General features: G+C 66.9%; 20 protein-coding genes. 1 reads left to right on the top strand and 19 read right to left on the bottom strand.

Features of this window, described 5'->3' with window-relative positions; genetic code table 11:
• Positions 1-118: 118 nt before the first annotated feature.
• From AC3WVS_RS01400 to AC3WVS_RS01385, 4 genes are all read right to left on the bottom strand, one after another.
• The gene (locus tag AC3WVS_RS01400) at positions 119-715 is read right to left on the bottom strand and encodes a helix-turn-helix transcriptional regulator (RefSeq protein ID WP_492317051.1); all 597 of its coding nucleotides are present in this window, start codon (positions 713-715) and stop codon (positions 119-121) included.
• A 304-nt stretch (positions 716-1,019) separates the two neighbouring features.
• Entirely contained in the window at positions 1,020-3,194 is a 2,175-nt protein-coding gene (locus AC3WVS_RS01395; RefSeq protein WP_492317050.1) for a xanthine dehydrogenase family protein molybdopterin-binding subunit, read from the bottom strand.
• Between the two features lie 9 nt (positions 3,195-3,203).
• Positions 3,204-3,662 carry a (2Fe-2S)-binding protein gene (locus AC3WVS_RS01390; protein ID WP_492317049.1) on the bottom strand — a complete coding sequence of 153 codons (459 nt, stop codon included), beginning with the start codon at positions 3,660-3,662 and terminating at the stop codon, positions 3,204-3,206.
• The gene (locus AC3WVS_RS01385; RefSeq protein ID WP_492317048.1) at positions 3,659-4,429 is read right to left on the bottom strand and encodes a hypothetical protein; all 771 of its coding nucleotides are present in this window, start codon (positions 4,427-4,429) and stop codon (positions 3,659-3,661) included. Before AC3WVS_RS01385 ends, AC3WVS_RS01390 begins: the two co-directional genes overlap by 4 nt.
• A 237-nt stretch (positions 4,430-4,666) precedes the next feature.
• Here AC3WVS_RS01385 and AC3WVS_RS01380 point away from each other — a divergent pair, with 237 nt between their 5' ends.
• A complete protein-coding gene (locus tag AC3WVS_RS01380; protein WP_492317181.1) occupies positions 4,667-5,572 on the top strand; it encodes an adenylate/guanylate cyclase domain-containing protein in 906 nt (301 codons plus the stop codon).
• Between the two features lie 66 nt (positions 5,573-5,638).
• Here AC3WVS_RS01380 and AC3WVS_RS01375 read toward each other — a convergent pair whose 3' ends face one another.
• The 15 genes from AC3WVS_RS01375 to AC3WVS_RS01305 form a co-directional block, all read right to left on the bottom strand.
• Positions 5,639-5,836, bottom strand: coding sequence for a hypothetical protein (locus AC3WVS_RS01375; RefSeq protein ID WP_010809303.1), 198 nt, complete (start codon positions 5,834-5,836; stop codon positions 5,639-5,641).
• Positions 5,837-5,880: 44 nt separating this feature from the next.
• On the bottom strand, positions 5,881-8,655 hold the full coding sequence (locus tag AC3WVS_RS01370; RefSeq protein WP_492317047.1) for an ATP-dependent Clp protease ATP-binding subunit: 2,775 nt from the start codon (positions 8,653-8,655) through the stop codon (positions 5,881-5,883).
• 129 nt (positions 8,656-8,784) lie between these two features.
• Positions 8,785-11,058 (bottom strand): FdhF/YdeP family oxidoreductase, encoded by a 2,274-nt coding sequence (locus tag AC3WVS_RS01365; RefSeq protein WP_492317046.1) that lies wholly within the window; start codon positions 11,056-11,058, stop codon positions 8,785-8,787.
• Positions 11,059-11,201: 143 nt separating this feature from the next.
• On the bottom strand, positions 11,202-12,239 hold the full coding sequence (gene fba / locus AC3WVS_RS01360) for a class II fructose-bisphosphate aldolase (protein ID WP_479942420.1): 1,038 nt from the start codon (positions 12,237-12,239) through the stop codon (positions 11,202-11,204).
• A 42-nt stretch (positions 12,240-12,281) separates the two neighbouring features.
• Positions 12,282-13,523, bottom strand: coding sequence for a phosphoglycerate kinase (locus tag AC3WVS_RS01355; protein ID WP_492317045.1), 1,242 nt, complete (start codon positions 13,521-13,523; stop codon positions 12,282-12,284).
• Positions 13,524-13,532: 9 nt separating this feature from the next.
• On the bottom strand, positions 13,533-14,543 hold the full coding sequence (gap, locus tag AC3WVS_RS01350) for a type I glyceraldehyde-3-phosphate dehydrogenase (protein ID WP_114133664.1): 1,011 nt from the start codon (positions 14,541-14,543) through the stop codon (positions 13,533-13,535).
• 59 nt (positions 14,544-14,602) lie between these two features.
• Positions 14,603-15,298 carry a phosphoglycolate phosphatase gene (gph, locus tag AC3WVS_RS01345; RefSeq protein ID WP_492317044.1) on the bottom strand — a complete coding sequence of 232 codons (696 nt, stop codon included), beginning with the start codon at positions 15,296-15,298 and terminating at the stop codon, positions 14,603-14,605.
• The gene (gene tkt, locus AC3WVS_RS01340) at positions 15,298-17,307 is read right to left on the bottom strand and encodes a transketolase (RefSeq protein WP_492317043.1); all 2,010 of its coding nucleotides are present in this window, start codon (positions 17,305-17,307) and stop codon (positions 15,298-15,300) included. The genes gph and tkt overlap by 1 nt, the downstream gene beginning before the upstream one ends.
• A 40-nt stretch (positions 17,308-17,347) precedes the next feature.
• Positions 17,348-18,226: a phosphoribulokinase gene (locus AC3WVS_RS01335; protein ID WP_492317042.1), complete on the bottom strand. Its 879-nt coding sequence runs from the start codon at positions 18,224-18,226 to the stop codon at positions 17,348-17,350.
• A gap of 11 nt (positions 18,227-18,237) precedes the next feature.
• Positions 18,238-19,332: a class 1 fructose-bisphosphatase gene (locus AC3WVS_RS01330; RefSeq protein WP_492317041.1), complete on the bottom strand. Its 1,095-nt coding sequence runs from the start codon at positions 19,330-19,332 to the stop codon at positions 18,238-18,240.
• 55 nt (positions 19,333-19,387) lie between these two features.
• A complete protein-coding gene (gene rpe, locus AC3WVS_RS01325) occupies positions 19,388-20,113 on the bottom strand; it encodes a ribulose-phosphate 3-epimerase (RefSeq protein ID WP_492317040.1) in 726 nt (241 codons plus the stop codon).
• Position 20,114: 1 nt separating this feature from the next.
• Entirely contained in the window at positions 20,115-20,879 is a 765-nt protein-coding gene (locus AC3WVS_RS01320) for an HAD family hydrolase (RefSeq protein WP_492317039.1), read from the bottom strand.
• Between the two features lie 3 nt (positions 20,880-20,882).
• Entirely contained in the window at positions 20,883-21,824 is a 942-nt protein-coding gene (gene cbbX / locus AC3WVS_RS01315) for a CbbX protein (protein ID WP_492317038.1), read from the bottom strand.
• Between the two features lie 160 nt (positions 21,825-21,984).
• Positions 21,985-22,404 (bottom strand): ribulose bisphosphate carboxylase small subunit, encoded by a 420-nt coding sequence (locus AC3WVS_RS01310; protein WP_010809290.1) that lies wholly within the window; start codon positions 22,402-22,404, stop codon positions 21,985-21,987.
• Positions 22,405-22,460: 56 nt separating this feature from the next.
• Positions 22,461-23,921 carry a form I ribulose bisphosphate carboxylase large subunit gene (locus tag AC3WVS_RS01305; RefSeq protein ID WP_035826739.1) on the bottom strand — a complete coding sequence of 487 codons (1,461 nt, stop codon included), beginning with the start codon at positions 23,919-23,921 and terminating at the stop codon, positions 22,461-22,463.
• Positions 23,922-23,936 lie beyond the last annotated feature (15 nt).

The following is a 23,936-nucleotide window of genomic DNA, read 5'->3' as shown; positions in this document are numbered from 1 at the left end:
CTCGCAAAGCGCGGCGCTCAGTACACTCTGGCGGGCGCAATTCGCAGGGGCCGCCACCCTGGCATCCGGGACCTGATCCCGGAAGCTTGCGAACGTCAGGTAGATTCTTGGGAACGAGTCAGGCGACCGAGCGCTGCCGCCGCGCTGCGCGCGCCACCGCCAACCGGCTGGCAGCTTCCATCGATAAGCCGAAGCGGTCGTAGAAAGCGCAGTCCAGATCACTGCTGGCTGGCCAGCCGACGCGCCGCCGGGCATCGCCAATGCCGGCATCACCGGCCATGACCTCGAACAGCAACCGCATCAGCCGTTGCGTGCGGCACAGCTCGGTGAGCGCCGTGCCCTGAGAAAACAGCATGCGGCGCAGCTGTGCCGTGGACATGCCCAGCCGTTCCGCGATAAACGCAGCATTCCAGGCGTAATGGGGTTGCAGGAAGACCCGCTTGCAGATGCGGTGGTGCAGGCATTCCTGCTGCGCCGCGGGGATCATGCGCTGGATTTCGAGGGTGCACGCGGCCGGCTGAGCGCTGCTGCCATCCAGGTGCAGCGCAAAGGTTTCAAACGGTTCGATGGTGAGCTGCTGGCCCGGCAGCAGCAGACGCTCATAGCCGCGGCGCCTGAGCACCAGCCTGCCGTGGGCCGCAGAGACCGCCAGCGGGAAGGCCAGCAACAGCCGCTGCAGGCTGACGTGCATGTGGGACTGCAGATGGACGTGCATGGTGGCTCGGGATGCGGACAGGATCAGACTGCATGATCGCCGCTAACCGGATTGCCCGCCTCTGCCATTTCCGAATGCACCGTTCACCGCCACCCCGTGGCCGTTCGTGTACGATGGACTCCCGCACTGCCGGGGTGCTTGCACCCTCTCCGGTCTGTACACCCATGAGGGGAGAGGGAGAACATCTTGCTTAGGCTAGTTCGGGCGGATTTGGCGCACCCAAAACCGTTGGCAATCTGTCTGGGTGCTCCCCCCGCTTGGGGGAGAGATCACCGCACGCAGGCCATGCCGACTTGCTCGAAGATCACGCGGTGAACGGCAGGCTGCGATGCCGCTTGCCGGTGAGCGCCGCGACGGCATTAGCCAGTGCCGGTGCGATCGGCGGCACCGCGGTCTCGCCAATGCCGGTCGGCGGATCGGCCGACGGCACGATGTGCACCGCGATCTGCGGCGGCGTGTCCGCATGCGTGGCCAGCCGGTAGTCGTTCCAGTTGCCTTGCTGGACCACGCCATCCTTCAGCGTGATCTGCGCTCCGGGCAGCGTGGTACCCAGCCCCATCATCATGCCGCCCTGGACCTGCGCCTCGACCGTGCGCGGATTGATCGGCATGTTGCAGTGGACGGCCGCGGTGACCCGGTGCACCACCGGCTGGTTGCCACGCATCGAGGCCTCGACGATGTAGGCGACCACGGTGTCGAACGATTCATGCACCGCCACGCCCCAGGCACGCCCGGCCGCGAGGCGCCGCTTGCCGTAGCCCGAGCGCTCGACCGCCAGGTCCAGCGCCGCCAGGTGACGCTTGTGCTCACGCAGCAGCGTGCGGCGGTACGCCACCGGATCGATCCCGCCGGCGCGCGCCAGTTCATCGACCAGGGTCTCCATCACATAGGCCGTGTGCGTGTGCCCCACCGAGCGCCACCACAGCACCGGCACGTTGACCTTGGGATGATGGATCTCGAGCGCGATCGGGAACGGATAAGGGCTGTCGCTCACGCCCTCGACCATGGTCGAGTCGACCCCGTTCTTCACGGTGAAGGACTCGAACGGGGTGCCGCTGGTGATGGACTGGCCGACGATCACGTGCTTCCAGGCCAGCACCTTGCCCTTGCCGTCGTGGCCGATCTCAACGCGGTGCAGGTGCATCGGGCGGTAGTAGCCGCCGCGCACGTCGTCTTCGCGTGTCCAGATCATCTTGATCGGCTCGCGCCGGCCCGCCGCATGGCGCGCCTTGGCCACCTGCGCGGCCTCGAACAGGTAGTCGGAGGTGGGCACGGCACGCCGGCCGAAGCCGCCGCCGGCCATCATGGTGTTGAATGTCACCTGTTCCGGCTTCAGACCGAGCACGGCTGCGACGTTGGCCTGGTCGACGGTCTGGAACTGCGAGCCGGCCCACACTGTGCATTGGTTGCCGCGGAAGTCGATGGTGCAGTTGAGCGGCTCCATCGGCGTGTGCGCCAGGTAGGGGAAGACATACTCGGCGGTGAGCTTGTGTGGCGCGGTGGCAAGCGCCGAAGTGTCCGCCGCCTTGGCCTGCACGCCGGGCCGGGCCGCCAGCTCGCGGTAGCGCGCCAGCAGCGCATCGCTGTCCGGCTTCTCGACGCCGCTGGTGTCCCATTCCACCTGCAGCACCTCGCGCGCCGTGCGCGCCGGCCAGAAGCCATTGGCCACGATCGCCAACCCGGTCGCGCCGCCGGCCAGCGGCACCTGGTAGACCTCTTCCACGCCGGCGATGGCCCTGGCACGCGCGGGGTCGAAGCGCGCGACCCTGGCGCCGAACACGGGCGGATGCACCATGACCACGGTGCGCGTGCCGGGCAGCGCCGTGTCGATGCCGAACTGCTGCCTGCCGGTGGACTTGTCGCGCGCATCGAGCCGGCCGGTGGGCTTGCCGATCAGCCTGAACTGCTGCGGCGACTTCAGCTGCACGCTCGCCGGCACCGGCTCGGCCAGCGCTGCGGCAGCCAACTCGCCGTATGTGGCCCGGCGGCCGTCGGGCGCGGTCACCACGCCGGCCTCGGCCTTCAGCTGCCCGGCCGGCACCCCGAAGCGCCCGGCGGCCGCCCCGAGCAGCATGGCGCGCATGCGCGCGCCGACCTCGCGATACTGCGTCCACGAGTTCTTCATGCTGGTCGAGCCGCCGACCATCTGGATATGGAACACCGGGTCCTTATAGGCCTCGCCGGCCGGGGCCAGCTGGCAGCGCACCTTGCTCCAGTCCGCGTCCAGTTCCTCGGCCACCAGCATCGGCAGTGCCGTCTGCACGCCCTGCCCGAACTCAAGCTTGCCGATCGTGACCATCACCGTGCCGTCGGCATCGATACTGACGAAGGCCGATGGCTGCACCGGCGCCTTGGGCTGCGCCGCCGCCTCCGTCTGCGCGCCAAGCGGAACGGCACAGAGCGCGAAGCCCGAGCCGAAGCTCAGTTTCAGGAAGGTCCGCCGGTCGATGCCGCCGCTTGCCTGCTGCATGAGTCTCATGGCATCTCCTCAGCCGATCGCCTTGGCTGCATCCTTGACCGCGGCATGGATGCGCGCATAGGTGCCGCAGCGGCACAGGTTGGCGCTCATGGCCCGTTCGATGTCGGCATCGGTCGGGCGTTGGTTGACCTTGAGCAGCGCCACCGCCGACATCACCTGGCCGCTCTGGCAATAGCCGCACTGCGTGACGTCGTTGCGCACCCAGGCCTCTTCGACCGCGCGCCCGACCCAGTCCTCGCCGATGCCCTCGATGGTGGTGAGCTGCCGGCCGGCGATGGAGGACACCGGCGTCACGCACGCGCGGCGCTGCTGGCCATCGACATGTACCGTGCATGCGCCGCATACCGCGATGCCGCAGCCGAACTTGGTGCCGGTCAGCCCCAGCGTGTCGCGCAGTACCCACAGCACCGGCGTGTCGCCGGGCACGTCGACCTGCTGGGTCTTGCCGTTCAGTTGAAAGGAAATCATGGCTGGCTCCCGTTGCTGGTGCCCTTCGTCTGGGTCAAGGCGCCTGATCCGGCGATGGCGCGCAGGTTCTTCAGCAAGGCTTCATCGGCGGCGGCGCGTGTAGGCCCCGCAGAGGTGCGCAACGGCTCGCGCGTATCGCATGGCGCGCCATTGCGTATCCACTGGCGCACCTGCTCGTCGAACGCGGGCTTGTCCAGCGGCGGCAATTCACGCCCCGGCCCCGGTTGCCAGCCCCAAGCCACCAGGTGGTCGGTCACCATGTGTTCTTCGAGCATTGCCAGCGAACGGCCGCCATTGGTCCTGGTGTCGCGGAAGACCTTGCATAGGGCCGGCCCGGACAGGCCCAGCCATGACATCTTCATCTTCGCCGGCGGCATGTGCCAGCCTGGCTGGCCATTGGTATCCAGCCCGGGCGGCGCATGCGCGAGCGGGCTGTTCTGGGTGCCATGGCAGGTGGCGCATTGCAGCGGCGGCACGCCCTTGCCGTCAGTGCCTCGCTGCACCGGTGGAAAATGCACACGTTTCGCATCGCCCTGCAGCGGGCCGTCCGGCACGTGGCAATTCAGGCAGCGGGCATGCAGCAGCACACGCTCGATCTGCGCGAAGGCCTGCAGCCCGACGTTGCGGTCTGGCGTGCCGGACACCTGGGTGGGCTGGAAGGATCCGCCGGGACCGGCAGCAAAGGCAAGCACCGGAAGCGTCAGCACAGACCCCGCCAAATGCTGGCGAAGAGCGGCGGCGAGAGGGTTGCGGGCGTCATGCTTCATGGGGCCTCCTCCTTCACCGTCGTCGGCGTGCTAGATCGTTGTAGTGCCTGATGCGATCCCTGGCAAGACGAAACGGCAGGAGAGGCTCCAGGCGCCCGGATCGGCAAGCAGCACTTTTGCGGGATGGTCACCAGGGCTGCAATGTCGCAATGAAGTTCTATGATGCAGAATCATGCAGACGAAGCGCACTGCCGATCGAAGGCATGGCGCGCTCCGATCAAACGGCCTGTGATGCATATGGACCAAGATTCGCGACAAGACGCCTCTGATGGATCGGTGATGTTCGCGGACGTCTGCGACAGCACCAGGCTCTACGAGCAGGCCGGCGATGCGGTGGCGCTTGGCGCAATCCGCCAGTGCCTGGCGCTGATGAAGTCCCACTCCGCGGCCGCGCAAGGCCGGGTCGTCAAGACCATCGGTGACGAAATCATGGTGCTGTTTCCCGCCGCGGAGAATGCGATGCGGGCGGCACTGGACATGCAGGAGGCCGTCGCCGGGCTGCCGCCGATCATAGGCGCTCCGCTGGCGATCCATATCGGCTTTCACCATGGCCCGATCCTGTCGGACGAATCCGGCGACCTGTTCGGCGACACCGTCAACCTTGCCGCCCGACTGGCCAGCCTGGCTTCGCGGGGCCAGATCATCACCAGCAAGAACGCGGTGGAGCAGCTCTCAGCAGGGCTGCGCCAGATGACACGCTACCTGTATCCGATACAGGTACGCGGCAAGCACCAGGTGATCGAGCTGTACGAAGCGATCTGGCAGCAGAGCATCGACCTGACCCTGGTGGCCCCGGTGGATCTTGCATTGGCCCGCTCGGCACTGCTTTCGCTACGATATCGGGAAACCGTCTTCGAAATGAACACTGCCTCACCGCCTGTCACCATCGGCCGGGACACGACCATGAGCATCGTTGTCACGGACCGGCAGGTTTCGAGATTCCAGGCCACGGTGGAGCCGCGCGGCGGCCGCTTTGTCCTGATCGACAGAAGTTCGAACGGCACCCACGTGAAGATCGATGGCGAAGGCGCGCTGATCCTGCGCCGTGACGAAATCACGCTCAGGGGTCATGGCTGGATTACCTTTGCCCAGCCAAAAGAATGCATCGACGAGGGTATCGAGTTCTTTGTCGACGAGAAGTGATGCCGGCAGGAAGAAAGCCGCACGGCCGCAACCCATCCGGAGCAGGTCGCGGCCGCGCGTGGCTGCTTACCCTCCCAGTTCCTGGAAGGCGTGACCGTTGGCTTCCAGACCCTTCAACATGCCGGGTGGCAGTGCGCTCTCAGGAACCGTCCCTTCAAGTTGCCACTCCTTTGCGTCGGCGAGGTCCTGAAGTCCTTCGCCCTTGCGCACATAGAGCCCCAGCGTCGGTTTCAGCAGATTGATGTAAAAGTCGTACTCCTGCATTTGCGAACCTCCCACGAAAATCGTGATTGCCCTGGCTCTTGCGCTCAAGCGCTGGAGTCTCCTGCTGCGACGGTGCTGTCCGCCTTCCTGGGTGCAGCGCCCTTGGCCGTCGCTTTACCTGCCTTCGGCTTCTTGACGGCTTCCATCCTTCTGAAGACTACGGCTTCGCTTGCCTTGTCGTAGCCAAGCTCGACGCTGTCGCCTGATTTCAGCTTGTCACCGAGAATCTCCTTGGCCAGCCCGGTCTCGACCGACTGGCGGATCTGCCGCCGCAGCTCCCGCGCACCGAACTCAGGCTGGTATCCCACCTCCACCAGGTGCTCGACCAGCTCATCGTCGGGCTTGACCGTGATGTCCTGCGCGGCGGCGGTGCGCACCACGCGCTCCAGCTGGATCTGCACGATCGCGCGGATGTTGTCGCGCGACAGCGCATGGAACACGATGATGTCGTCGATACGGTTCAGGAACTCGGGTCGGAAGTGTCCTTTCAGCACCTTCATCAGCGCCTCGCGCAAGTCCTTCTCAGGCATGCGCTTGTCCTCGGGCTGCTCCAGGTTGTCCATGATGATCGGCGCGCCCAGGTTGCTGGTGGCGATGATGACGGTGTTGCTGAAGTCCACCACGCGGCCCTTGCCGTCGGTCAAGCGGCCGTCGTCGAAGACCTGCAGCAGCACGTTGTTCACGTCCGGGTGGGCCTTCTCGATTTCATCCAGCAGGATCACGCTATAGGGCTTGCGCCGCACGCGCTCGGTCAGCTGCCCGCCTTCATCGTAGCCGACATAGCCCGGGGGCGCACCGATCAGCCGGGCCACCGCATGGCGCTCCATGTACTCGGACATGTCAATGCGGATGATGGCCTGCTCGTCGCCGAACACGGTTTCCGCCAGCGCCTTGGCCAGCTCGGTCTTGCCGACGCCGGTCGGCCCGAGGAAGAGGAAGGTCGCGATCGGGCGGTTGGCCTGCCCCAGGCCCGCACGCGACAGGCGCACCGCATCGCTGACCGCGACCACCGCGTCGTCCTGCCCCACCACCCGCTCGCGCAGCCGCGCTTCCATTTTCAGCAGCTTCTGGCGCTCTTCCTGGGTCAGGTCGGTCACCGGGATGCCGGTCAGGCGCGACACCACTTCGGCAATGGCCGCAACCGTCACCTCCAGGGTCTCCGATCCGGTCTTGCGCTGCCAGGCCTCGGTCAGCTCATCAAGCCGCTTCTGCTTGTCGGTGATGCGGTCCTCGAAGCCCTTGGCCTCGTCAAAGCGCTTGCGCGACGACGCATAGTCCTGCTCGCGCTTGAGCTGGGCGATCTCGGCCTCCAGTTCCTGGATATCGGCGGGACGCGAGGTGGCGCCGATGCGCACGCGCGCCGCGGCCTGGTCGATCAGGTCGATGGCCTTGTCCGGCAGGAAGCGCGCGGTGATATAGCGGTCCGACAGTTCCGCCGCGGCCACAAAGGCATCGTCGGCAAAGGTGACCTGGTGGTGCACCTCAAGCTTGTCGCGCAGGCCGCGCAGGATGACGATGGTCTGCTCGACGGTTGGCTCCGGCACCAGCACCGGCTGGAAGCGCCGCTCCAGCGCCGCGTCTTTCTCGATGTACTTCTGGTATTCGTTCAGCGTGGTGGCGCCGATCAGGCTCAGTTCGCCGCGTGCCAGCGCGGGCTTGAGCACGTTGGCGATATCGAGCCCGCCCTCGCCGCCGCCCTGCCCCGCGCCGACGATGGTGTGCAGTTCATCGATAAACAGGATCAGTTCGTCGTTCTTGGCGGTCACCTCGTCAATCAGCTGCTTGGCACGCTCCTCGAACTCGCCGCGGTATTTGGCCCCGGCCACCATCGAATTGATATTCACCTCGACCAGGCGCTTGCCACGCAGCACCTCCGGCACGTCGCCATTGACGATGCGCTGCGCCAGCCCTTCCACGATCGCGGTCTTGCCCACGCCCGGCTCGCCGATCAGCACCGGGTTGTTCTTCTTGCGCCGCGCCAGCACCTCGATCGTGCTCTCGATCTCCTGCGCTCGGCCCAGCACCGGATCGAGCTTGCCCTGCCGCGCAATCGCGGTCAGGTCGCGCCCGAACTTGTCGAGCGTGGGCGTGCCGGTGGGCGTATCGACGCGGCCATCCTCGGCGCCCTTGCCGACCACCTTCACCACCTTCTGGCGCAGTGCCTCGGGGGTGACGCCATACTTCTTGAGCAGCGTCCCGGCGATGCTTTCCGGGACCGAGGCCAGGCCGATCAGCAGGTGCTCGGGGCCAACGTAGGAATGCCCGAGGTCGCGCGAGGCCTGGAAGGCATACTGGAAGGCTTTCTTCAGCCGCGGCGAGATCGTCATCCGGTCGATGGCCGCGTCAGGCCCGGCGGCTCCGGTCTGCGCGTGCTCGTCGATATAGCCCTTGATGTCCTGCGGCGAGAGCTTGAGTTCCTTGATCAGCGCCGTGCAGACATCGGTATCGGCGAGCACGTAGAGAAGGTGCTCGGTGTCGAGCTCATTGCGCCGCAGCTCGTGCGCCTTCTCCGCGGCACGCTGCAGCAGTTCCATGGTCTGCTCGCTGAAGGCATCGGTGGGATCGACGGATTCGCGCGGGACTTCGGTGGAGAATCCGGGATGCTCGTCGTCATTCATCCCGCCTCCCATCCCCCGGAAGAAGCGGGACAGGCCGCCCCCACCCAGCAGGGAATCGAACGGGTTGAGCATGTCCTGGTGGCGCAGCAGCTGCCGGTAGTCGTAGTCGCAGATCGACATGGTCTTGCGCTCGCCGTCCTGAACCACGGTCACCCGCGCCACGGCGGGACGTGCGTTGCAGATTTCGCAAAGGGTCGGCATGATGGACTTTCCTCCACAGGTAGGTCGCATTGCTTCAACAGAGGGCCGTTGCGCGCGCTCAGGGCCGCGCGCAACGGCGCTGGAAAGCGGGCATGAGCCGTGCTTACGTGATGGTGGGCTGGCCTGCCATTACGTCACCTCCGAACGCACCACGCGCACGGGCACTGACTTGTAGGACGGGGTGCCGCTGTCCTCGTCGATGTAGTCGAGCGGCACCAGCCTGTTTGCTTCGGGATAGTAGGCAGCGACGGAGCCGGGTGCAATTTCGTACTCGATCGCAGTGATCTTCTCGAAACGCAGCTGCCGGCCCGCTGCGATGGTCTCGATGTCGACCAGGTCGCCATGCTCCAGGCCGCGCGCGGCCAGGTCGGCCGGGTTCATGAACATCACGTCGCGCCGCCCGAACACGCCCCGGTAGCGGTCGTCCATGGCATAGATGGTGGTGTTGTACTGGTCATGGCTGCGGATGGTCACCAGCCGCAGGACATCGTCGGCAAGGACTTGCTTGTCTTCGTGCAGCCCCTTGAACACGTAGAACTCGGCCTTGCCCGACGGCGTTTCCCATTTGCGCTCGGTTGGCGGCAAGGGCATGCGGAATCCGCCAGGGACCCGCACGCGCGTGTTGAAGTCCTCAAAGCCGGGCACCGTCTTCTCGATCAGATCGCGGATCCTGTCGTAGTCGGCAACCAGTTCCAGCCATGGCACCTTGCTGTCGGGCAGGGTCGCGGTGGCAATGCCCGCCACGATGGCCGGCTCGGAGCGCAGGAACTCGGACGCCGGCCCGAGCTTGCCGGCCGAGGCATGCACCATCGACATCGAATCCTCCACCGTCACCGATTGCGGCCCGGTCTCCTGCACATCCAGTTCGGTGCGGCCCAGGCAAGGCAGCACATAGGTCTCCCTGGCCACCAGCAGGTGCGTACGGTTGAGCTTGGTCCCGACATGCACGCTCAGGTCGAGCTTGCCCATGGCGGGGAAGCACTGCTCGGGATCGGGCAAGGCGACCGCGAAATTCCCGCCCAGGCAGAACAGTGCCCTGGACTTGCCATCGATCATCGCCTGCATCGCGTTGACGGCATCGTGCCCGTGTCCGGCAGGCGGGCTGAAGCCGAAGGTGTCCTCGATCCGCTGCAGGAAACCGGCGGACGGCTTCTCGGTAATGCCGACAGTGCGGTTCCCCTGGACATTGGAGTGGCCGCGCAACGGGCAGATGCCGGCGCCGGGCTTGCCGAAGTTGCCGCGCAGCATCAGCAGGTCGCACAGCAGGCGCACATTGGCCGTGCCTTCGTTGTGCTGGGTCACGCCCATGCCGTAGGTGACGATGGTGGCATTCGACTTGGCATAGGCCGCCGCCACCAGTTCCAGGTCCGCACGGGTCAGCCCACTGGTCTTTTCAATATCCGCCCATTCGGTCGACCGCAGATCGTCGGCCAGCCCCTCGAAGCCCTCGGTGTGGACCGCGATGAAGTCGTGGTCCAGCACATTGCCCTGGCGGGCTTCCAGGTCCAGCAGCGCCTTCATCACCCCCTTGATGGCGGCGGCGTCGCCACCGGCGCGGACCAGGAAGTAGGACGACGCAATCCGGGTGGAACCATAGGTGGCCATCTCCACCATGTTCTGCGGGTCGGCAAAGCGCTCGAGCGCCCGTTCGCGCAGCGGGTTGAACACCAGGATCGGCACCTTGCGGCGCGACGCCTCATGCAGCGTCCCCATCATGCGCGGGTGGTTGGTGCCCGGGTTGTGGCCGATCGAAATGATCAGCTCGCAGGTGTCAAAGTCTTCCAGCGACACCGTGCCCTTGCCGATGCCGATCGAGCGCGGCAAGCCCACGCTGGTGGGCTCGTGGCACATGTTCGAGCAGTCGGGGAAGTTGTTCGTGCCATACTCGCGCGCGAACAGCTGGTACAGGTAGGCGGCTTCGTTGGAAGCCCGGCCCGAGGTATAGAACTCGACCTGGTCGGGCGATAGCCCGCGCAGGATTTCGCCGATGCGGGCGAACGCAGCCTCCCACTCCACCGCGCGGAAGGTGTCGGTGGCGCGGTCGTAGACCAGCGGATGCGTCAGCCGGCCAAAGTCTTCGAGCTCATAGTCGGTCCGGTTCAACAGCGACGACACCGTATTGGCTGCAAAGAACTCGGGAGGCACCCGTTTGGTGGTTGCCTCCCACGTCACGGCCTTGGCGCCGTTCTCGCAGAACTGGAAGGTCGACCGGTGCTCCTTGTCGGGCCATGCGCAGCCGGGGCAATCGAAGCCGTCGGGCTGGTTGGTCCGCATCAGCGTGATCGGCGCCCTGACGGTATCCATCTGCGTGCGGATCGCCGTGGCGGTTGCCTTCAGCGCCCCCCAGCCGCCGGCGGGACCGTCGTACTTCCTGATACCGGGCACTTCGCGTCGATTGGCCATGTTTGCTCCTTGTGCCGCGCCAGGTTGCTGGTGACGGCGTTGGGGTTAGTCACGCGAACAACTCCTGCTGCCGGTTTGCTCCCCTCGCCCGCTTGCGGGAGAGGGGAGCGTGTGCCTGGGCTCGTGGTGCTGCAGATGCGCCTTCAGGAATAGAGCTTCGCCACCCGCTCCAGCGGCACCGGCTTGATCCGCGAGGCCTGCCCTGCGCAGCCGAAGGCCTCGAAGCGCAGCTTGACCACGCTTCTCGCCCCTTTCTTGGCCGCCAGCAGCGCCTTGCGCGGATCGAACTCGCTACGGTCGTCGGACAAGGACTTGCGGATCGCCCCGGTCATGGCCAGGCGGATGTCCGTGTCGATATTCACCTTGCGCACCCCCATCTTGATGCCGCGCAGGATCTCCTCGACCGGCACGCCGTAGGTCTCCTTGATGTCGCCGCCGTACTGGCGGATGATCTCCAGCCATTCCTGCGGCACCGAACTCGAGCCGTGCATCACCAGGTGGGTGTCAGGAATCTGCTCGTGGATCTCGCGGATGCGGTCCATCGCCAGGATGTCCCCGGTGGGCTTGCGCGAGAACTTGTAGGCGCCGTGGCTGGTGCCGATGGCGATCGCCAGCGCATCCACGCCGGTGCGGGCGACGAAGTCGCGCGCCTGGGCCGGGTCGGTCAGCATCATGTCGTGCGACAGCGTGCCCGCCGCGCCCACGCCGTCCTCTTCGCCGGCCTGGCCGGTTTCGAGCGAGCCCAGGCAGCCCAGTTCACCCTCCACCGACACGCCGATCGCATGCGCCATCTCGCATACGCGCCGCGTGACGTCGACGTTGTAGTCGTAGTCGGAGGGGGTCTTCATGTCTTCGCGCAGCGAGCCATCCATCATCACGCTGGTGAAGCCGGAGCGGATCGAGGCCTGGCAGATCGCCGGGCTGGAGCCGTGGTCCTGGTGCAGCACGATGGGGATGTCCGGATGGGTCTCGGCCGCGGCCAGCACCATATGGCGCAGGTAAGCCTCGCCGGCGTACTTGCGCGCGCCGGCCGAGGCCTGCAGGATGACCGGGCTGTCGGTTTCCTGGGCCGCTTCCATGATGGCGTGGATCTGTTCCAGGTTGTTGACGTTGAAGGCCGGCACGCCGTAGCCGAACTCTCCCGCGTGGTCCAGCAGCTGGCGCAAGGAAATGAGTGCCATGATGAAGCTCCTTTACTGATTGCAGAATCGGTGAGGTCGGGTTCAGGCAGCGGCGCGCTGTGCCAGCACGGCCAGCGCGGGCAGCGTCTTGCCCTCCAGGAATTCCAGGAACGCGCCCCCGCCCGTGGAGATATAGCCCACGCGATCGGCGATGCGGTACTTGGCAATCGCGGCCAGCGTGTCGCCGCCGCCGGCGATCGAGAACGCCTTCGATTCGGCGATGGCCTGGGCCAGCACCCTGGTGCCGTTGCCGAACTGGTCGAACTCGAACACGCCCACCGGACCGTTCCAGACGATGGTGCCGGCGGCCTTCAGTTGCTCGGCCAGCATCGCTGCCGTCTTCGGGCCGATGTCCAGGATCATGTCATCGTCGGCCACGTCCTTGACGTCCTTCACGGTAGCCTCGGCGGTGGCGCTGAACTCCTTGGCGCACACCACGTCGACCGGGATCGGCACCGAGGCGCCGCGGGCAGCCATGATGTCGATGATGGCTCTGGCATCGGCCAGCAGGTCAGGCTCTGCCAGCGACTTGCCGATCTTCAGGCCGGCGGCCAGCATGAAGGTATTGGCAATGCCGCCGCCGACGATCAGGTTGTCGACCTTGTCGGCCAGCGACTTCAGGATGGTCAGCTTGGTCGAGACCTTGGAGCCGGCCACGATTGCCACCAGCGGGCGCGCCGGCTGGCCCAGCGCCTTGCCCAGCGCATCGATCTCGGCGGCCAGCAGCGGGCCGGCGCAGGCAATGGGGGCGTATCTGGCGATGCCATGCGTGGTCGCCTCGGCGCGGTGGGCGGTGCCGAACGCGTCGTTGACGTATACATCGCACAGCGCCGCCATCTTCTGCGCCAGATCGTCGCTGTTCTTCTTCTCGCCCGTGTTCATGCGGCAGTTTTCCAGCAGCACCACCTGCCCGGGCGGTACCTGGAAACCGCCCTCGGTCCAGCCGGACAAGAGCGGCACCTGGCGGCCCAGCAGTTCAGACAGGCGGCGGCCCACCGGCGCCAGGCTGTGGCGCGGGTCGGGCGCTCCCTCCTGCGGCCGGCCCAGGTGCGAGGTGACCATCACCGCGGCGCCCGCCTGCAGGCAGGCCGCGATGGCAGGCACGGAAGCACGGATGCGGGTATCGTCGGTGATAGCACCCGCTGCATCCTGCGGGACGTTGAGGTCGGCGCGGATAAAGACCCGCTTGCCAGCCAGTCCACCGGCTGCAAGCAGTGCGGCCAGCGTGTGCGGCGCCGCCGCGGGTTTCGGTTGCGGGTTCGTAGCATGGGATAGGCTCATCATGGCAACCTGCTAGCGTGCGTGGGCCAGCGCCACCGCGGTGTCCAGCATGCGGTTGGAGAAGCCCCATTCGTTGTCATACCAGGCCGACACCTTGACCAGCGTGCCGTTGACCTTGGTCAGGGTGGCGTCGAAGGTGGACGACGCAGGGTTGTGGTTGAAGTCCACCGAGACCAGCGGCGCGGTGTTGTAGTCCAGGATGCCCTTGAGCTCGCCTTCGGCGGCTGCCTTCAGGATGCCGTTCACTTCCTCGACGGTGGTCGGCCGCGCCGCCACGAAGGACAGGTCGACCAGCGACACATTGATGGTCGGCACGCGCACGGCAAAGCCGTCCAGCCGGCCGTCCAGCTCAGGCATCACCAGCCCGACCGCGGCGGCGGCGCCGGTCTTGGTCGGGATCATCGACATGGTGGCCGAGCGCGCCCGGCGCAGGTCTTCGTGGTAGACGTCGGTCAGCACCTGGTCGTTGGTATAGGAGTGCACGGTGGTCATCAGGCCGTTCACCACGCCCAGCTTCTCGTGCAGCGGCTTGACCAGCGGCGCCAGGCAGTTGGTGGTGCACGAGGCGTTGGAGATCACCGTGTCGGTCGCCTTCAGCACGCCGTGATTGACGCCGTAGACGATGGTGGCGTCCACGTCCTTGCCGCCGGGGGCGGAGATGATCACCTTCTTCGCGCCGCCCTTCAGGTGGGCCGATGCCTTTTCCTTGCTGGTGAAGAGCCCGGTGCATTCCATCACCACGTCCACGCCCAGCTCGCCCCACGGCAGCTCGGCCGGGTTGCGCTGCGCCAGCACGCGGATGCGGTCGCCGTTGACGCGGAAGGCATCGCCGTCGACCGAGACCTCGCCCGGGAAGCGCCCATGGACTGTGTCGTACTGGGTCAGGTGCGCATTGGTGGCCGCGTTGCCGAGGTCGTTGATGGCGACGATCTCGATATCGTGCCGCTTGCCGCCTTCATAGTGGGCGCGCAGCACATTACGGCCGATGCGTCCGTAGCCGTTGATGGCAACCTTGATAGTCATGCTGTCTCCTTTACTTGTCTTGGTATCCTTGCCGGTCGCGCTGGCGCGCCGGCGCAACATCAGGCGGCTGGGGCCAGCCGCGCCGGCGTCAGCAGCGCCGGCAACGCCTCCAGCGAATCGAGCAACGCGTCGGCGCCCAGCGCCGCGGGTCCGCCGGGGCCGGCGTAGCCATAGCGCACCAGGCAGACCGGGATGCCGGCCGCGCGCGCCGCCGCCACGTCCACCGCCGAATCCCCCACCAGCACGCCCTGCGCCGGATCGACGTCGAGCAGGTTGCAGGCGTGGCGCAGCGGTTCGGGGTCCGGTTTCATCTGCGCGATCGAGTCGCCCGCCACCAGCACTTCCAGGTACTGCGACAACCCGGTCAGCGCCAGCAGCGGCACGGCCAGCGCGCGCGGCTTGTTGGTGACGCAGGCAAGCCGGTAGCCTTGCCGCCTGAGCACCTCCAGTCCTGCCGCCACGCCCGGAAACACCGATCCGAGGCGGCCATTGGTCTCGGCATAGTGGCGGTGGAACATCGCCACGGCTTCGGCAGCCTCAACCTGCGCTGCAAGCCCTCCGGTCTCGAGCACGCGCCGCACCAGGTTGGGCACGCCGCGGCCGATGAAGCCGGCCACGGTGTCGAACGGCAATGCCGGGGTGCCGAGGTCGGCCAGCATGCGGTTGGCGGCCTCGACAATGTCGGGCGCGCTGTCGACCAGCGTGCCGTCCAGGTCGATCAGCACCGCGGTGCAGGGCATGGATACGGTAGTCATCACGCTTCCTCCAGCAGCACGCGCGCGGCCGCCGCGACATGCGCCGGGGTCAGGCCGAAGTGCTGGTACAGCGCCTCGGCCGGCGCGGATTCGCCGAAGGTGTCGATGCCCAGCGCCAGGCCCTGCTCGCCCACCACGCCGCGCCAGAACCAGGTGCCGCCCGCCTCCACGCTGACGCGCGGCAGGCCTGGTGGCAGCACGGTGTCGCGGTACGCCACGTCCTGCGCGTAGAACAGCTCCACGCAGGGCATGGACACCACGCGCGCGGCGATGCCGGCATCGGCCAGGTCCAGCGCCGCGCGCATGGCGATTTCCACCTCGGAGCCAGTGGCAATCAGCACCACGCGCGGCGCCGGCACATCGCGCAACACATAGCCGCCGCGCGCAATCTCCGCGCGCTGGGCCGGATTGCGCTCGAACGGCATCAGCGCCTGCCGCGACAGCACCAGGCAGCTCGGGCCATCCTCGCGCCGCAGCGCGGCCAGCCACGCGTACGCGGTCTCGGCGCCGTCGCAGGGACGCCAGACCTGGTTGTTGGGGATCAGCCGCAGGCTGGCGGCATGCTCCACCGGCTGGTGAGTGGGACCGTCCTCGCCGAGTCCGATCGAGTCATGGGTCAGCACGTGGACCACGCGCAGGCGCATCAGCGCCGCCATGCGGATGGCATTGCGCGAATAGTCCGAGAAGGTCATGAAGGTGCCGCCGTAGGGAATCAGCCCCCCATGCAGCGCAACGCCGTTCATCGCGGCGGCCATGCCGAACTCGCGCACGCCGTAGCTCACGTAGTTGCCATGCCCGGCATGGTTGACCCAGACCGACGCCTTGACATTGGTCAGGTTGGACCCGGTCAGGTCGGCCGAGCCGCCCAGCAGCTCGGGCAAGGCGGGCGTGAGCGCCTCCAGGCACAGCTGCGATGCCTTGCGCGTGGCGATCTTGCCTTGCAGCGGCGACGGCGCATCCAGCAATGCCATCAGCTCCGCATCGAAGCCTTCCGGCAGGCGGCCATCGGAACGGCGCAGGAATTCTTCGGCCAGTTCCGGATGTGCCGCGCGATAGCTGGCGAAGCGCGCCTCCCATTCGGCTTCGCGCGCGGCGCCTTGCGCGCGCGCGTCCCAGGCATCGGCCACGTCCTCCGGCACTGTGAAAGGCTCGGCTTCCCAGCCCAGCGCCGTGCGCATGGCGGCGATTTCCGGCGCGCCCAGCGGGGCGCCATGCACATCGTGCCCGCCGGCCTTGGCCGGCGCGCCCTTGCCGATCACGGTGCGGCAGCAGATCAGCGTGGGCCGGTCGCCCTCTGCCTTGGCCTCGTGCAGCGCAGCGTCGATGGCCTGCACATCGTGCCCGTCGACGGCGATCACATGCCAGCCGTAAGCGGCAAAGCGCTTCGGGGTGTCGTCGGCAAACCAGCCGGCGACCTCGCCGTCGATGGAGATGCCGTTGTCGTCGTACAGGCAGATCAGCTTGCCCAGCCTGAGCGTGCCCGCCAGCGAGCAGGCCTCGTGGCTGAGGCCTTCCATCAGGCAGCCATCGCCAAGGAAGACGTAGGTGTGGTGGTCGACGATGTCGAAGCCGGGCCGGTTGAAGGTGGCGGCCAGCAGCTTCTCCGCCAGCGCCATGCCGACGGCATTGGCCAGGCCCTGCCCCAGCGGCCCGGTGGTGGTTTCCACGCCCGGCGTCACGCCAAGCTCCGGATGGCCGGGCGTGGCCGCGTGCAGCTGGCGGAACTGGCGCAGCTGCGACATCGGCAGGTCGTAGCCGGTCAGGTGCAGCAGTGCGTACTGCAGCATGGAGGCATGGCCGTTGGACAGCACGAAGCGGTCACGGTCGGGCCAGGCCGGGTTGGCCGGGTTGTGGCGCAGGTGGCGCCGCCACAGGGCTTCGGCCATCTCGGCCATGCCCATGGGTGCGCCGGGGTGGCCGGACCTGGCCTGCTCCACCGCGTCGGCGGCCAGGAAGCGCAGCGCATTGGCACAGCGCGCTGCGGAGTCGATGCGTTCTGGTGCGTTCATTCAGAAGATCCTCGAGAGTCGGCGTTTCACGGTCGAGCCCTTACAGCGCGGCGCGCTTGCGGCGCTCCATCATGCGCAGCACAAAGGGCGTGAAGATCAGCTGCATGGCCAGTTCCATCTTGCCGCCGGGCACCACGATGGTGTTGGCGCGCGACATGAAGGAGTCGTGGATCATGCTGAGCAGGTACTGGAAGTCGATCCCCTTCGGGTTGGCAAAGCGGATCACCACCATGCTTTCATCGGGCGCGGGGATTTCGCGCGAGATAAAGGGGTTGGACGTATCCACGCACGGCACGCGCTGGAAGTTCACATGCGTGCGCGAGAACTGCGGGCAGATGTAGTTCACGTAGTCCGGCATGCGGCGCAGGATGGTGTCGGTCACGGCCTCGGTGGAATAGCCGCGCTGCTTCTTGTCGCGCCAGAGCTTCTGGATCCATTCCAGGTTGATGACCGGCACCACGCCGATCAGCAGGTTGGGATACTGGGCGACATTGACCGCGTCGGTGACCACCCCGCCGTGCAGGCCTTCGTAGAACAGCAGGTCGGTATCGGCCGGCAACGGCTCCCACTGGGTGAAGGTGCCGGGTTCCTGCCCGAACGGCGCGGCCTCCTCCGGGCTATGCAGGTAGTGCCGGTGCATGCCCGTGCCGGTTTCGGCGTAGGAGCGGAACAGGCTCTCCAGCTCGGAGAACAGGTTGTTCTCCGCGCCGAAGTGGCTGAAGTTCATATTGCCGGTGCGCTCGGCCTCGGCCATCTTGACCTTCATCTCGGCGCGGTCGTAGCGGTGGAAGCTGTCGCCTTCGATCACCACTGACTTCACGCCTTCGCGGCGGAAGATGTTCTCGAAGGTACGGGTCACCGACGTGGTACCGGCGCCCGAGGAGCCGGTGATGGCGATAATGGGATAACGTTCTGACATGGCCAGGCACCTCAGGCAGACGCGCGGAACAGGCTGCGCTCGTTGAACAGGGGACTCGGAAGGTCGGGATCGGTCTGGTCGGTGTGGTAGCCCTCGATCCGTTCCACTTCATTGCGCGAGCCGAAGATCACGCCGATGCGCTGGTGCAGCGCGCCCGGCGCCACCGACATCAGCGTCTGCCGGCCCGTGCTGGCGCGCCCGCCGGCCTGCTCCATCAGGAAGGCGATCGGATTGGCCTCGTACAGCAGGCGCAGGCGGCCCGGCTTGGCGGGATCCTTGGAGTCGCGCGGGTACATGAAGACGCCGCCACGCATCAGGATGCGGTGCGCCTCGGCCACCATCGACGCGATCCAGCGCATATTGAAATCCTTGCCGCGCGGCCCGCTCTTGCCGGCCATGCACTCGGCGATATAGCGCTGCACCGGCGCTTCCCAGAAGCGGCTGTTCGACGCATTGATGGCAAATTCCTGGGTATCGGCCGGCACCCGCAGGTTGGGGTGCGTCAGGAAGAACTCGCCCAGGTTGGGGTCGAGCGTGAAGCCGTTGACGCCGTTGCCCACGGTCAGCACCAGCATGGTGGTGGGACCGTAGAGCGCGTAGCCTGCCGCCACCTGGGCGCTGCCGGGCTGCAGGAAATCCTGCTCGGTGACGCCGCTTGCACCCTCCGGGGCGCGCAGCACCGAGAAGATGCTGCCCACCGAGACATTGACGTCGATGTTGGACGAGCCGTCGAGCGGATCGAACACCAGCAGGTACTTGCCGCGCGGGTAGTGTTCCGGGATCTGGTAAGGCGCCTCCATCTCCTCCGACGCCATGCCGGCCAGGTACCCGCCCCACTCGTTGACGCGCAGGAAGGTGGTATTGCTCAGCACGTCCAGCTTCTGCTGGATTTCACCCTGCACGTTGACGGCCCCTGCTTCACCAGCTTGATTGCTGGCCTTGCCGTGCAAGCCCCCCAGCGCGCCGAAGGCAACCGCGCGCGCAATTTCCTTGCAGGCCATGGCGACGTTGAGGATCAGGCCGTTGAAGCCGCCGCTGGCATCCGGATAGCGGCGGCGTTCCTCGATCAGGAACTGCGTCAGGGTCATCCTTTGGACTTCAGGCATGACAGGTCTCCTATAGATTGGCTATGTGTTCTTGTGTGGTGCCGGTGCGTGCGGGCTACGTGATCGTGGCGGCCTCGCGCAAGCGGTGCAGGATGCTCGAGTAGCCGCCGTCGGCATCGGGCGCGCCGAACACGGCGCTGCCGGCGACGAAGGTGTCGGCGCCCGCGCGCGCGATCGCGGCAATGTTGTCGGCCTTGACGCCGCCGTCGATCTCCAGCCAGACCGGCCGCCCGCCGGCTTCCACCTGCCGGTCGATGCGCGCGCGTGCCTGGCGCACCTTGTCCAGCACGCCCGGAATGAAGGCCTGGCCGCCAAAGCCCGGGTTCACGCTCATCAGCAGCACCAGGTCGAGCTGGTCCAGCGTATGGTCCAGCCAGCCCAGCGGCGTGGCCGGGTTGAGCACCAGGCCGGCCTTGCAGCCGTGGTCGCGGATCAGGCCGATGGTGCGGTCGACATGGCGGCTCGCCTCCGGGTGGAAGCTGATGATGTTGGCGCCGGCCTTGGCAAACAGCGGGATCAACGCATCGACCGGTTCCACCATCAGGTGCACGTCGATGGGGATGGAGACCAGCGGCCGGATCGCCTCGCACACCAGCGGGCCGATGGTCAGGTTGGGCACATAGTGGTTGTCCATCACATCGAAGTGCACCAGGTCCGCGCCGCCGGCCTCGATCGCGCACACCTCTTCGCCCAGGCGCGCGAAATCGGCCGACAGGATGGACGGCGCCAGGCGGATGCCGCGCTGGCTGCCATGGCCGGTGTTGGGTTCAGTGGCATGCATGTCAGGTCGCCTCGATCAGGGTGCCGTGGTGCCAGGCGCGCAACGCGGCAAGGTCGGCCCAGCGGTTTGCCGCGCCGGGCACGTGGTGGGGCATGGGCTCGCCGGGATCGCCAAGATGCGGCAGCACCAGCAGCGCGCCCTCGAAGGAGTCCTGCGCGCTGAATGCGGTGGGCGTGACCACGGTGGGGATGCCGGCCGCCCGGGCGGCGCGCAGGCCGTTCGCCGAGTCCTCGACCGCCAGGCAGTCACCGCCTTCCAGGCCGAGCCGCTCCAGCACCGCCAGATAGACATCGGGCGCCGGCTTCTTGATGGGCGTGGTACCGGCGTCGCCAATGGCGGCAAAGCGACGGCGCCAGTCCGCGCCAAGCGGCGCCTGCAGCAGCGCGTCGAGGTTGGCCGGCGTGGTGGTGGTGGCAATCGCGAGCGGCAGCCGGGCCTCGCCGGCCTCGTCGATCAGGCGGGCAATGCCCGGGCGCAGCGGCAGGCCGCCCGCCCCGACGCGCTCGGCATAGTGGCGGGTCTTGATGGCGTGCACGGCGTCGATGGTTTCCTTCACCTTGCAGCCACGGGCCTCTTCCGGGTCGACCATGCGCCAGTAATGCATCAGGCGCTCCTTGCCGCCGGCCACCTTGAGCAGGCGCGTGTAGAGCGGCGCGTCCCAGTACCAGTCCAGGCCGACCTCGGCGAAGGCGGCATTGAAGGCTTGCAGGTGCGCGCTTTCGGTATCGGCCAGCGTGCCGTCGACATCGAAAATCAGGGCTTGCATGGCTTACTCCTTGGCCGGCGTCTGCGCGTCCGGCGCGGCCTTCGAAAACACGCGGCTGGCGAGCAGGTCAGACGCCGTGATGGTGGTCAGGGTATGGTCGTCGACGACCGTGCCGGCATCGTCCAGCAGGCGCGAGGCATGGCGCAGCCGCGCGCGGTCCAGCGCATTGCGCACGCTGCGGGCATTGGCAAAGTGCGGCTGTGCCATGCGCCGGGCCAGGTAGTCGGCAAACACGGCCCGGCTTTCGTCGTCGAAGCGGTATTGCATCTCGGACAGCATCAGGTCGGCAATCTGGCGCAGCTCGTCGAGCTGGTAGTCGGGGAAGTCGACATGGTGGGCAACGCGCGAGGACATGCCCGGGTTGGACTCGAAGAAACGGTCCATGCGGTCCTTGTAGCCGGCCAGGATCACCACCAGGTCGTCGCGGTTGTTCTCCATCACCTGCAGCAGGATCTCGATGGCTTCCTGGCCGTAGTCGCGCTCGTTCTCCGGGCGGTAGAGGTAGTAGGCCTCATCGATGAAGAGCACCCCGCCCATGGCCTTCTTCAGGATCTCCTTGGTCTTGGGCGCGGTGTGGCCGATGTACTGGCCGACCAGGTCGTCGCGGGTCACCGCCACCAGGTGGCCGCGGCGCACGTAGCCCAGCTGGTGCAGGATCTGCGCCATGCGCATGGCCACGGTGGTCTTGCCGGTGCCGGGATTGCCGGTGAAGCACATATGCAGGCTGGGCGCACCGGCGCTGAAGCCGCGCGCGGCGCGCAGCTTGTCCACCAGCAGCAAGGCGGCGATATCGCGGATGCGCGCTTTCACCGGCTTCAGCCCGATCAGCTCGCGGTCAAGCTGGGCCAGCAGCTCGGTGATGCCCGAGCTGGCCAGCGACTCGGCCAGCGATCCGGCCGGAGCGGCTGGCGGCTGCAGCGGTGCGGTCGTTTCAGGTGCGGACATGGCAGGCTCCGTGAGGATCATTCGAGCATCCGGCTCGAAAGATTCGAGGCGCAGCTCCCCCGGTGCGCGGCCTTGCGGCGGCGCAACCGTGGGATTGCACAGTCAGGAAATCGCCGGCGGCAGCGCCATGGCGGCGCTGCGCCGGCTCAGCCGGTGCCGCTCAGTAGCGGCTGCCCTCGGGGCGTGCCTGCACGGCGTAGCTCTCGATCGAGTAGCGCATGGTGCGGCCGGGCTCTTCCTGGCGCACCAGGCGGAAGCCGGGCTCGTCCGCAGGACGGTTGACGATGAACGACATCACCACCGACTCCACCGTATGCGTCGAGTCGAAGGCCGTGACGCGGATGTAGTGGTTGGGGAAGGTGCTGCGCGCGTTGTTGATCTCCAGCAGGATGCCGGCGGCATCGCGCAGGTCGAACATCGGCAGGCCGAACATCTCCCAGTAGGTATTGCGCGGATGCGGGTCGTCGGTGTACTCGATGCCGACCGCCCAGCCCTGGTTCAGGCAGTATTCAAGCTGGCTGGTGATCTGCGCGTCGGTGAGGTCGGGCAGGAAGGAGAAAGTGCCTTGAGTAATACGCATGATGTCCTCTCGTTCTTTGGGTTCGCTCGTCGTGCTGTGATGGCGTCTCGCCGGGCTCAGGCCACCGACGCGGTGGGCGCGAAGTCCGAGGTGTCGGTCGGCGTGTAGTTGAAGCTGATGTCGCCCCAGGTATCGAGCGCAGCCCGCAGCGGTCCGCACCAGCGCGCGGCATCGCGCAGGATCTCCGGCCCTTCGTTGAGGATGTCGCGGCCTTCGTTGCGCGCCAGCACCATCGCTTCGAGCGCAACGCGGTTGGCGGTGGCGCCGGCCTGGATACCTTGCGGGTGGCCGATGGTGCCGCCGCCGAACTGCAGCACCACGTCGTCGCCAAAGAGGTGGATCAGCTGGTGCATCTGGCCGGCGTGGATGCCGCCCGAGGCCACCGGCATCACCTTGCGCAGCGAAGCCCAGTCCTGGTCAAAGAACAGCCCGCGCGACAGGTCGGTATGGGTGTAGGCATCGCGGCAGACGTTGTAGTAGCCCTGCACGGTCAGCGGATCGCCTTCCAGCTTGCCCACCGCGGTGCCGGTGTGCATGTGGTCGACACCGGCCAGGCGCAGCCATTTGGCAATCACGCGGAACGACACGCCGTGGTTCTTCTGCCGGGTGTAGGTGCCATGGCCCGCGCGGTGCAGGTGCAGGATCATGTCGTTCTGGCGGCACCAGTTGCTCATGGACTGGATACAGGTCCAGCCGACGATCAGGTCGATCATGATGATGACCGAGCCCAGCGACTTGGCGAACTCGGCACGCCGGTACATCTCTTCCATGGTGCCGGCGGTCACGTTGAGGTAGCTGCCCTTGACCTCGCCGGTGGCGGCCGAGGCCTTGTTGACCGCGTCCATCACGAACAGGAAGCGGTCGCGCCAGTGCATGAAGGGCTGCGAGTTGATGTTCTCGTCATCCTTCATGAAGTCCAGCCCGCCCTTCAGGCCCTCGTACACCACGCGGCCGTAGTTGCGGCCCGACAGGCCCAGCTTGGGCTTGGTTGTGGCGCCCAGCAGCGGGCGGCCGAACTTGTCCAGGCGCTCGCGCTCGACGATGATGCCGGTGGACGGGCCAGCGAAGGTCTTCACATAGGCCACCGGGAAGCGCATGTCCTCCAGGCGCGCCGCCTTGATCGGCTTGAAGCTGAAGACGTTGCCGATGATCGACGCGGTCAGGTTGGCGATCGAGCCTTCCTCGAACAGCGACAGGTCATAGGCCACGTAGCAGAAGAACTGCTCGGGGTTGTTGGGCACCGGATCGACCCGGTAGGCCTTGGCGCGGTACATGTCGCAGGCGGTCAGGCGGTCGGTCCACACCACCGTCCAGGTGGCGGTGGAGGATTCGCCGGCCACCGCGGCGGCGGCCTCGACCGGATCCACGCCGTCCTGCGGCGTGATGCGGAACAGCGCCAGCAGGTCGGTATCCTTGGGCTCGTAGTCGCCGTCCCAGTACCCCATTTCCTTGTACTTCATGACGCCGGCGTCGTAGCGCTTGCGCGGCTTGGCTTGGACCGATTCAGGTGCGTTCATGCTTGTCTCCTTGCG

The sequence above is a fragment of the Cupriavidus sp. CPT47-8839-RL05A genome (assembly GCF_058792255.1).
The sequence above is the reverse complement of the archived record's forward strand: the minus strand, read 5'-3'. Positions and strand labels throughout refer to the sequence as shown.

Coding starts and splice junctions, on each gene's coding strand:
- AC3WVS_RS01400 (WP_492317051.1), bottom strand. CDS start 715: ATGCACGTCCATCTGCAGTCCCACATGCACGTCAGCCTGCAGCGGCTG.
- AC3WVS_RS01395 (WP_492317050.1), bottom strand. CDS start 3,194: ATGAGACTCATGCAGCAGGCAAGCGGCGGCATCGACCGGCGGACCTTC.
- AC3WVS_RS01390 (WP_492317049.1), bottom strand. CDS start 3,662: ATGATTTCCTTTCAACTGAACGGCAAGACCCAGCAGGTCGACGTGCCC.
- AC3WVS_RS01385 (WP_492317048.1), bottom strand. CDS start 4,429: ATGAAGCATGACGCCCGCAACCCTCTCGCCGCCGCTCTTCGCCAGCAT.
- AC3WVS_RS01380 (WP_492317181.1), top strand. CDS start 4,667: ATGGACCAAGATTCGCGACAAGACGCCTCTGATGGATCGGTGATGTTC.
- AC3WVS_RS01375 (WP_010809303.1), bottom strand. CDS start 5,836: ATGCAGGAGTACGACTTTTACATCAATCTGCTGAAACCGACGCTGGGG.
- AC3WVS_RS01370 (WP_492317047.1), bottom strand. CDS start 8,655: ATGCCGACCCTTTGCGAAATCTGCAACGCACGTCCCGCCGTGGCGCGG.
- AC3WVS_RS01365 (WP_492317046.1), bottom strand. CDS start 11,058: ATGGCCAATCGACGCGAAGTGCCCGGTATCAGGAAGTACGACGGTCCC.
- fba (WP_479942420.1), bottom strand. CDS start 12,239: ATGGCACTCATTTCCTTGCGCCAGCTGCTGGACCACGCGGGAGAGTTC.
- AC3WVS_RS01355 (WP_492317045.1), bottom strand. CDS start 13,523: ATGATGAGCCTATCCCATGCTACGAACCCGCAACCGAAACCCGCGGCG.
- gap (WP_114133664.1), bottom strand. CDS start 14,543: ATGACTATCAAGGTTGCCATCAACGGCTACGGACGCATCGGCCGTAAT.
- gph (WP_492317044.1), bottom strand. CDS start 15,298: ATGACTACCGTATCCATGCCCTGCACCGCGGTGCTGATCGACCTGGAC.
- tkt (WP_492317043.1), bottom strand. CDS start 17,307: ATGAACGCACCAGAACGCATCGACTCCGCAGCGCGCTGTGCCAATGCG.
- AC3WVS_RS01335 (WP_492317042.1), bottom strand. CDS start 18,226: ATGTCAGAACGTTATCCCATTATCGCCATCACCGGCTCCTCGGGCGCC.
- AC3WVS_RS01330 (WP_492317041.1), bottom strand. CDS start 19,332: ATGCCTGAAGTCCAAAGGATGACCCTGACGCAGTTCCTGATCGAGGAA.
- rpe (WP_492317040.1), bottom strand. CDS start 20,113: ATGCATGCCACTGAACCCAACACCGGCCATGGCAGCCAGCGCGGCATC.
- AC3WVS_RS01320 (WP_492317039.1), bottom strand. CDS start 20,879: ATGCAAGCCCTGATTTTCGATGTCGACGGCACGCTGGCCGATACCGAA.
- cbbX (WP_492317038.1), bottom strand. CDS start 21,824: ATGTCCGCACCTGAAACGACCGCACCGCTGCAGCCGCCAGCCGCTCCG.
- AC3WVS_RS01310 (WP_010809290.1), bottom strand. CDS start 22,404: ATGCGTATTACTCAAGGCACTTTCTCCTTCCTGCCCGACCTCACCGAC.
- AC3WVS_RS01305 (WP_035826739.1), bottom strand. CDS start 23,921: ATGAACGCACCTGAATCGGTCCAAGCCAAGCCGCGCAAGCGCTACGAC.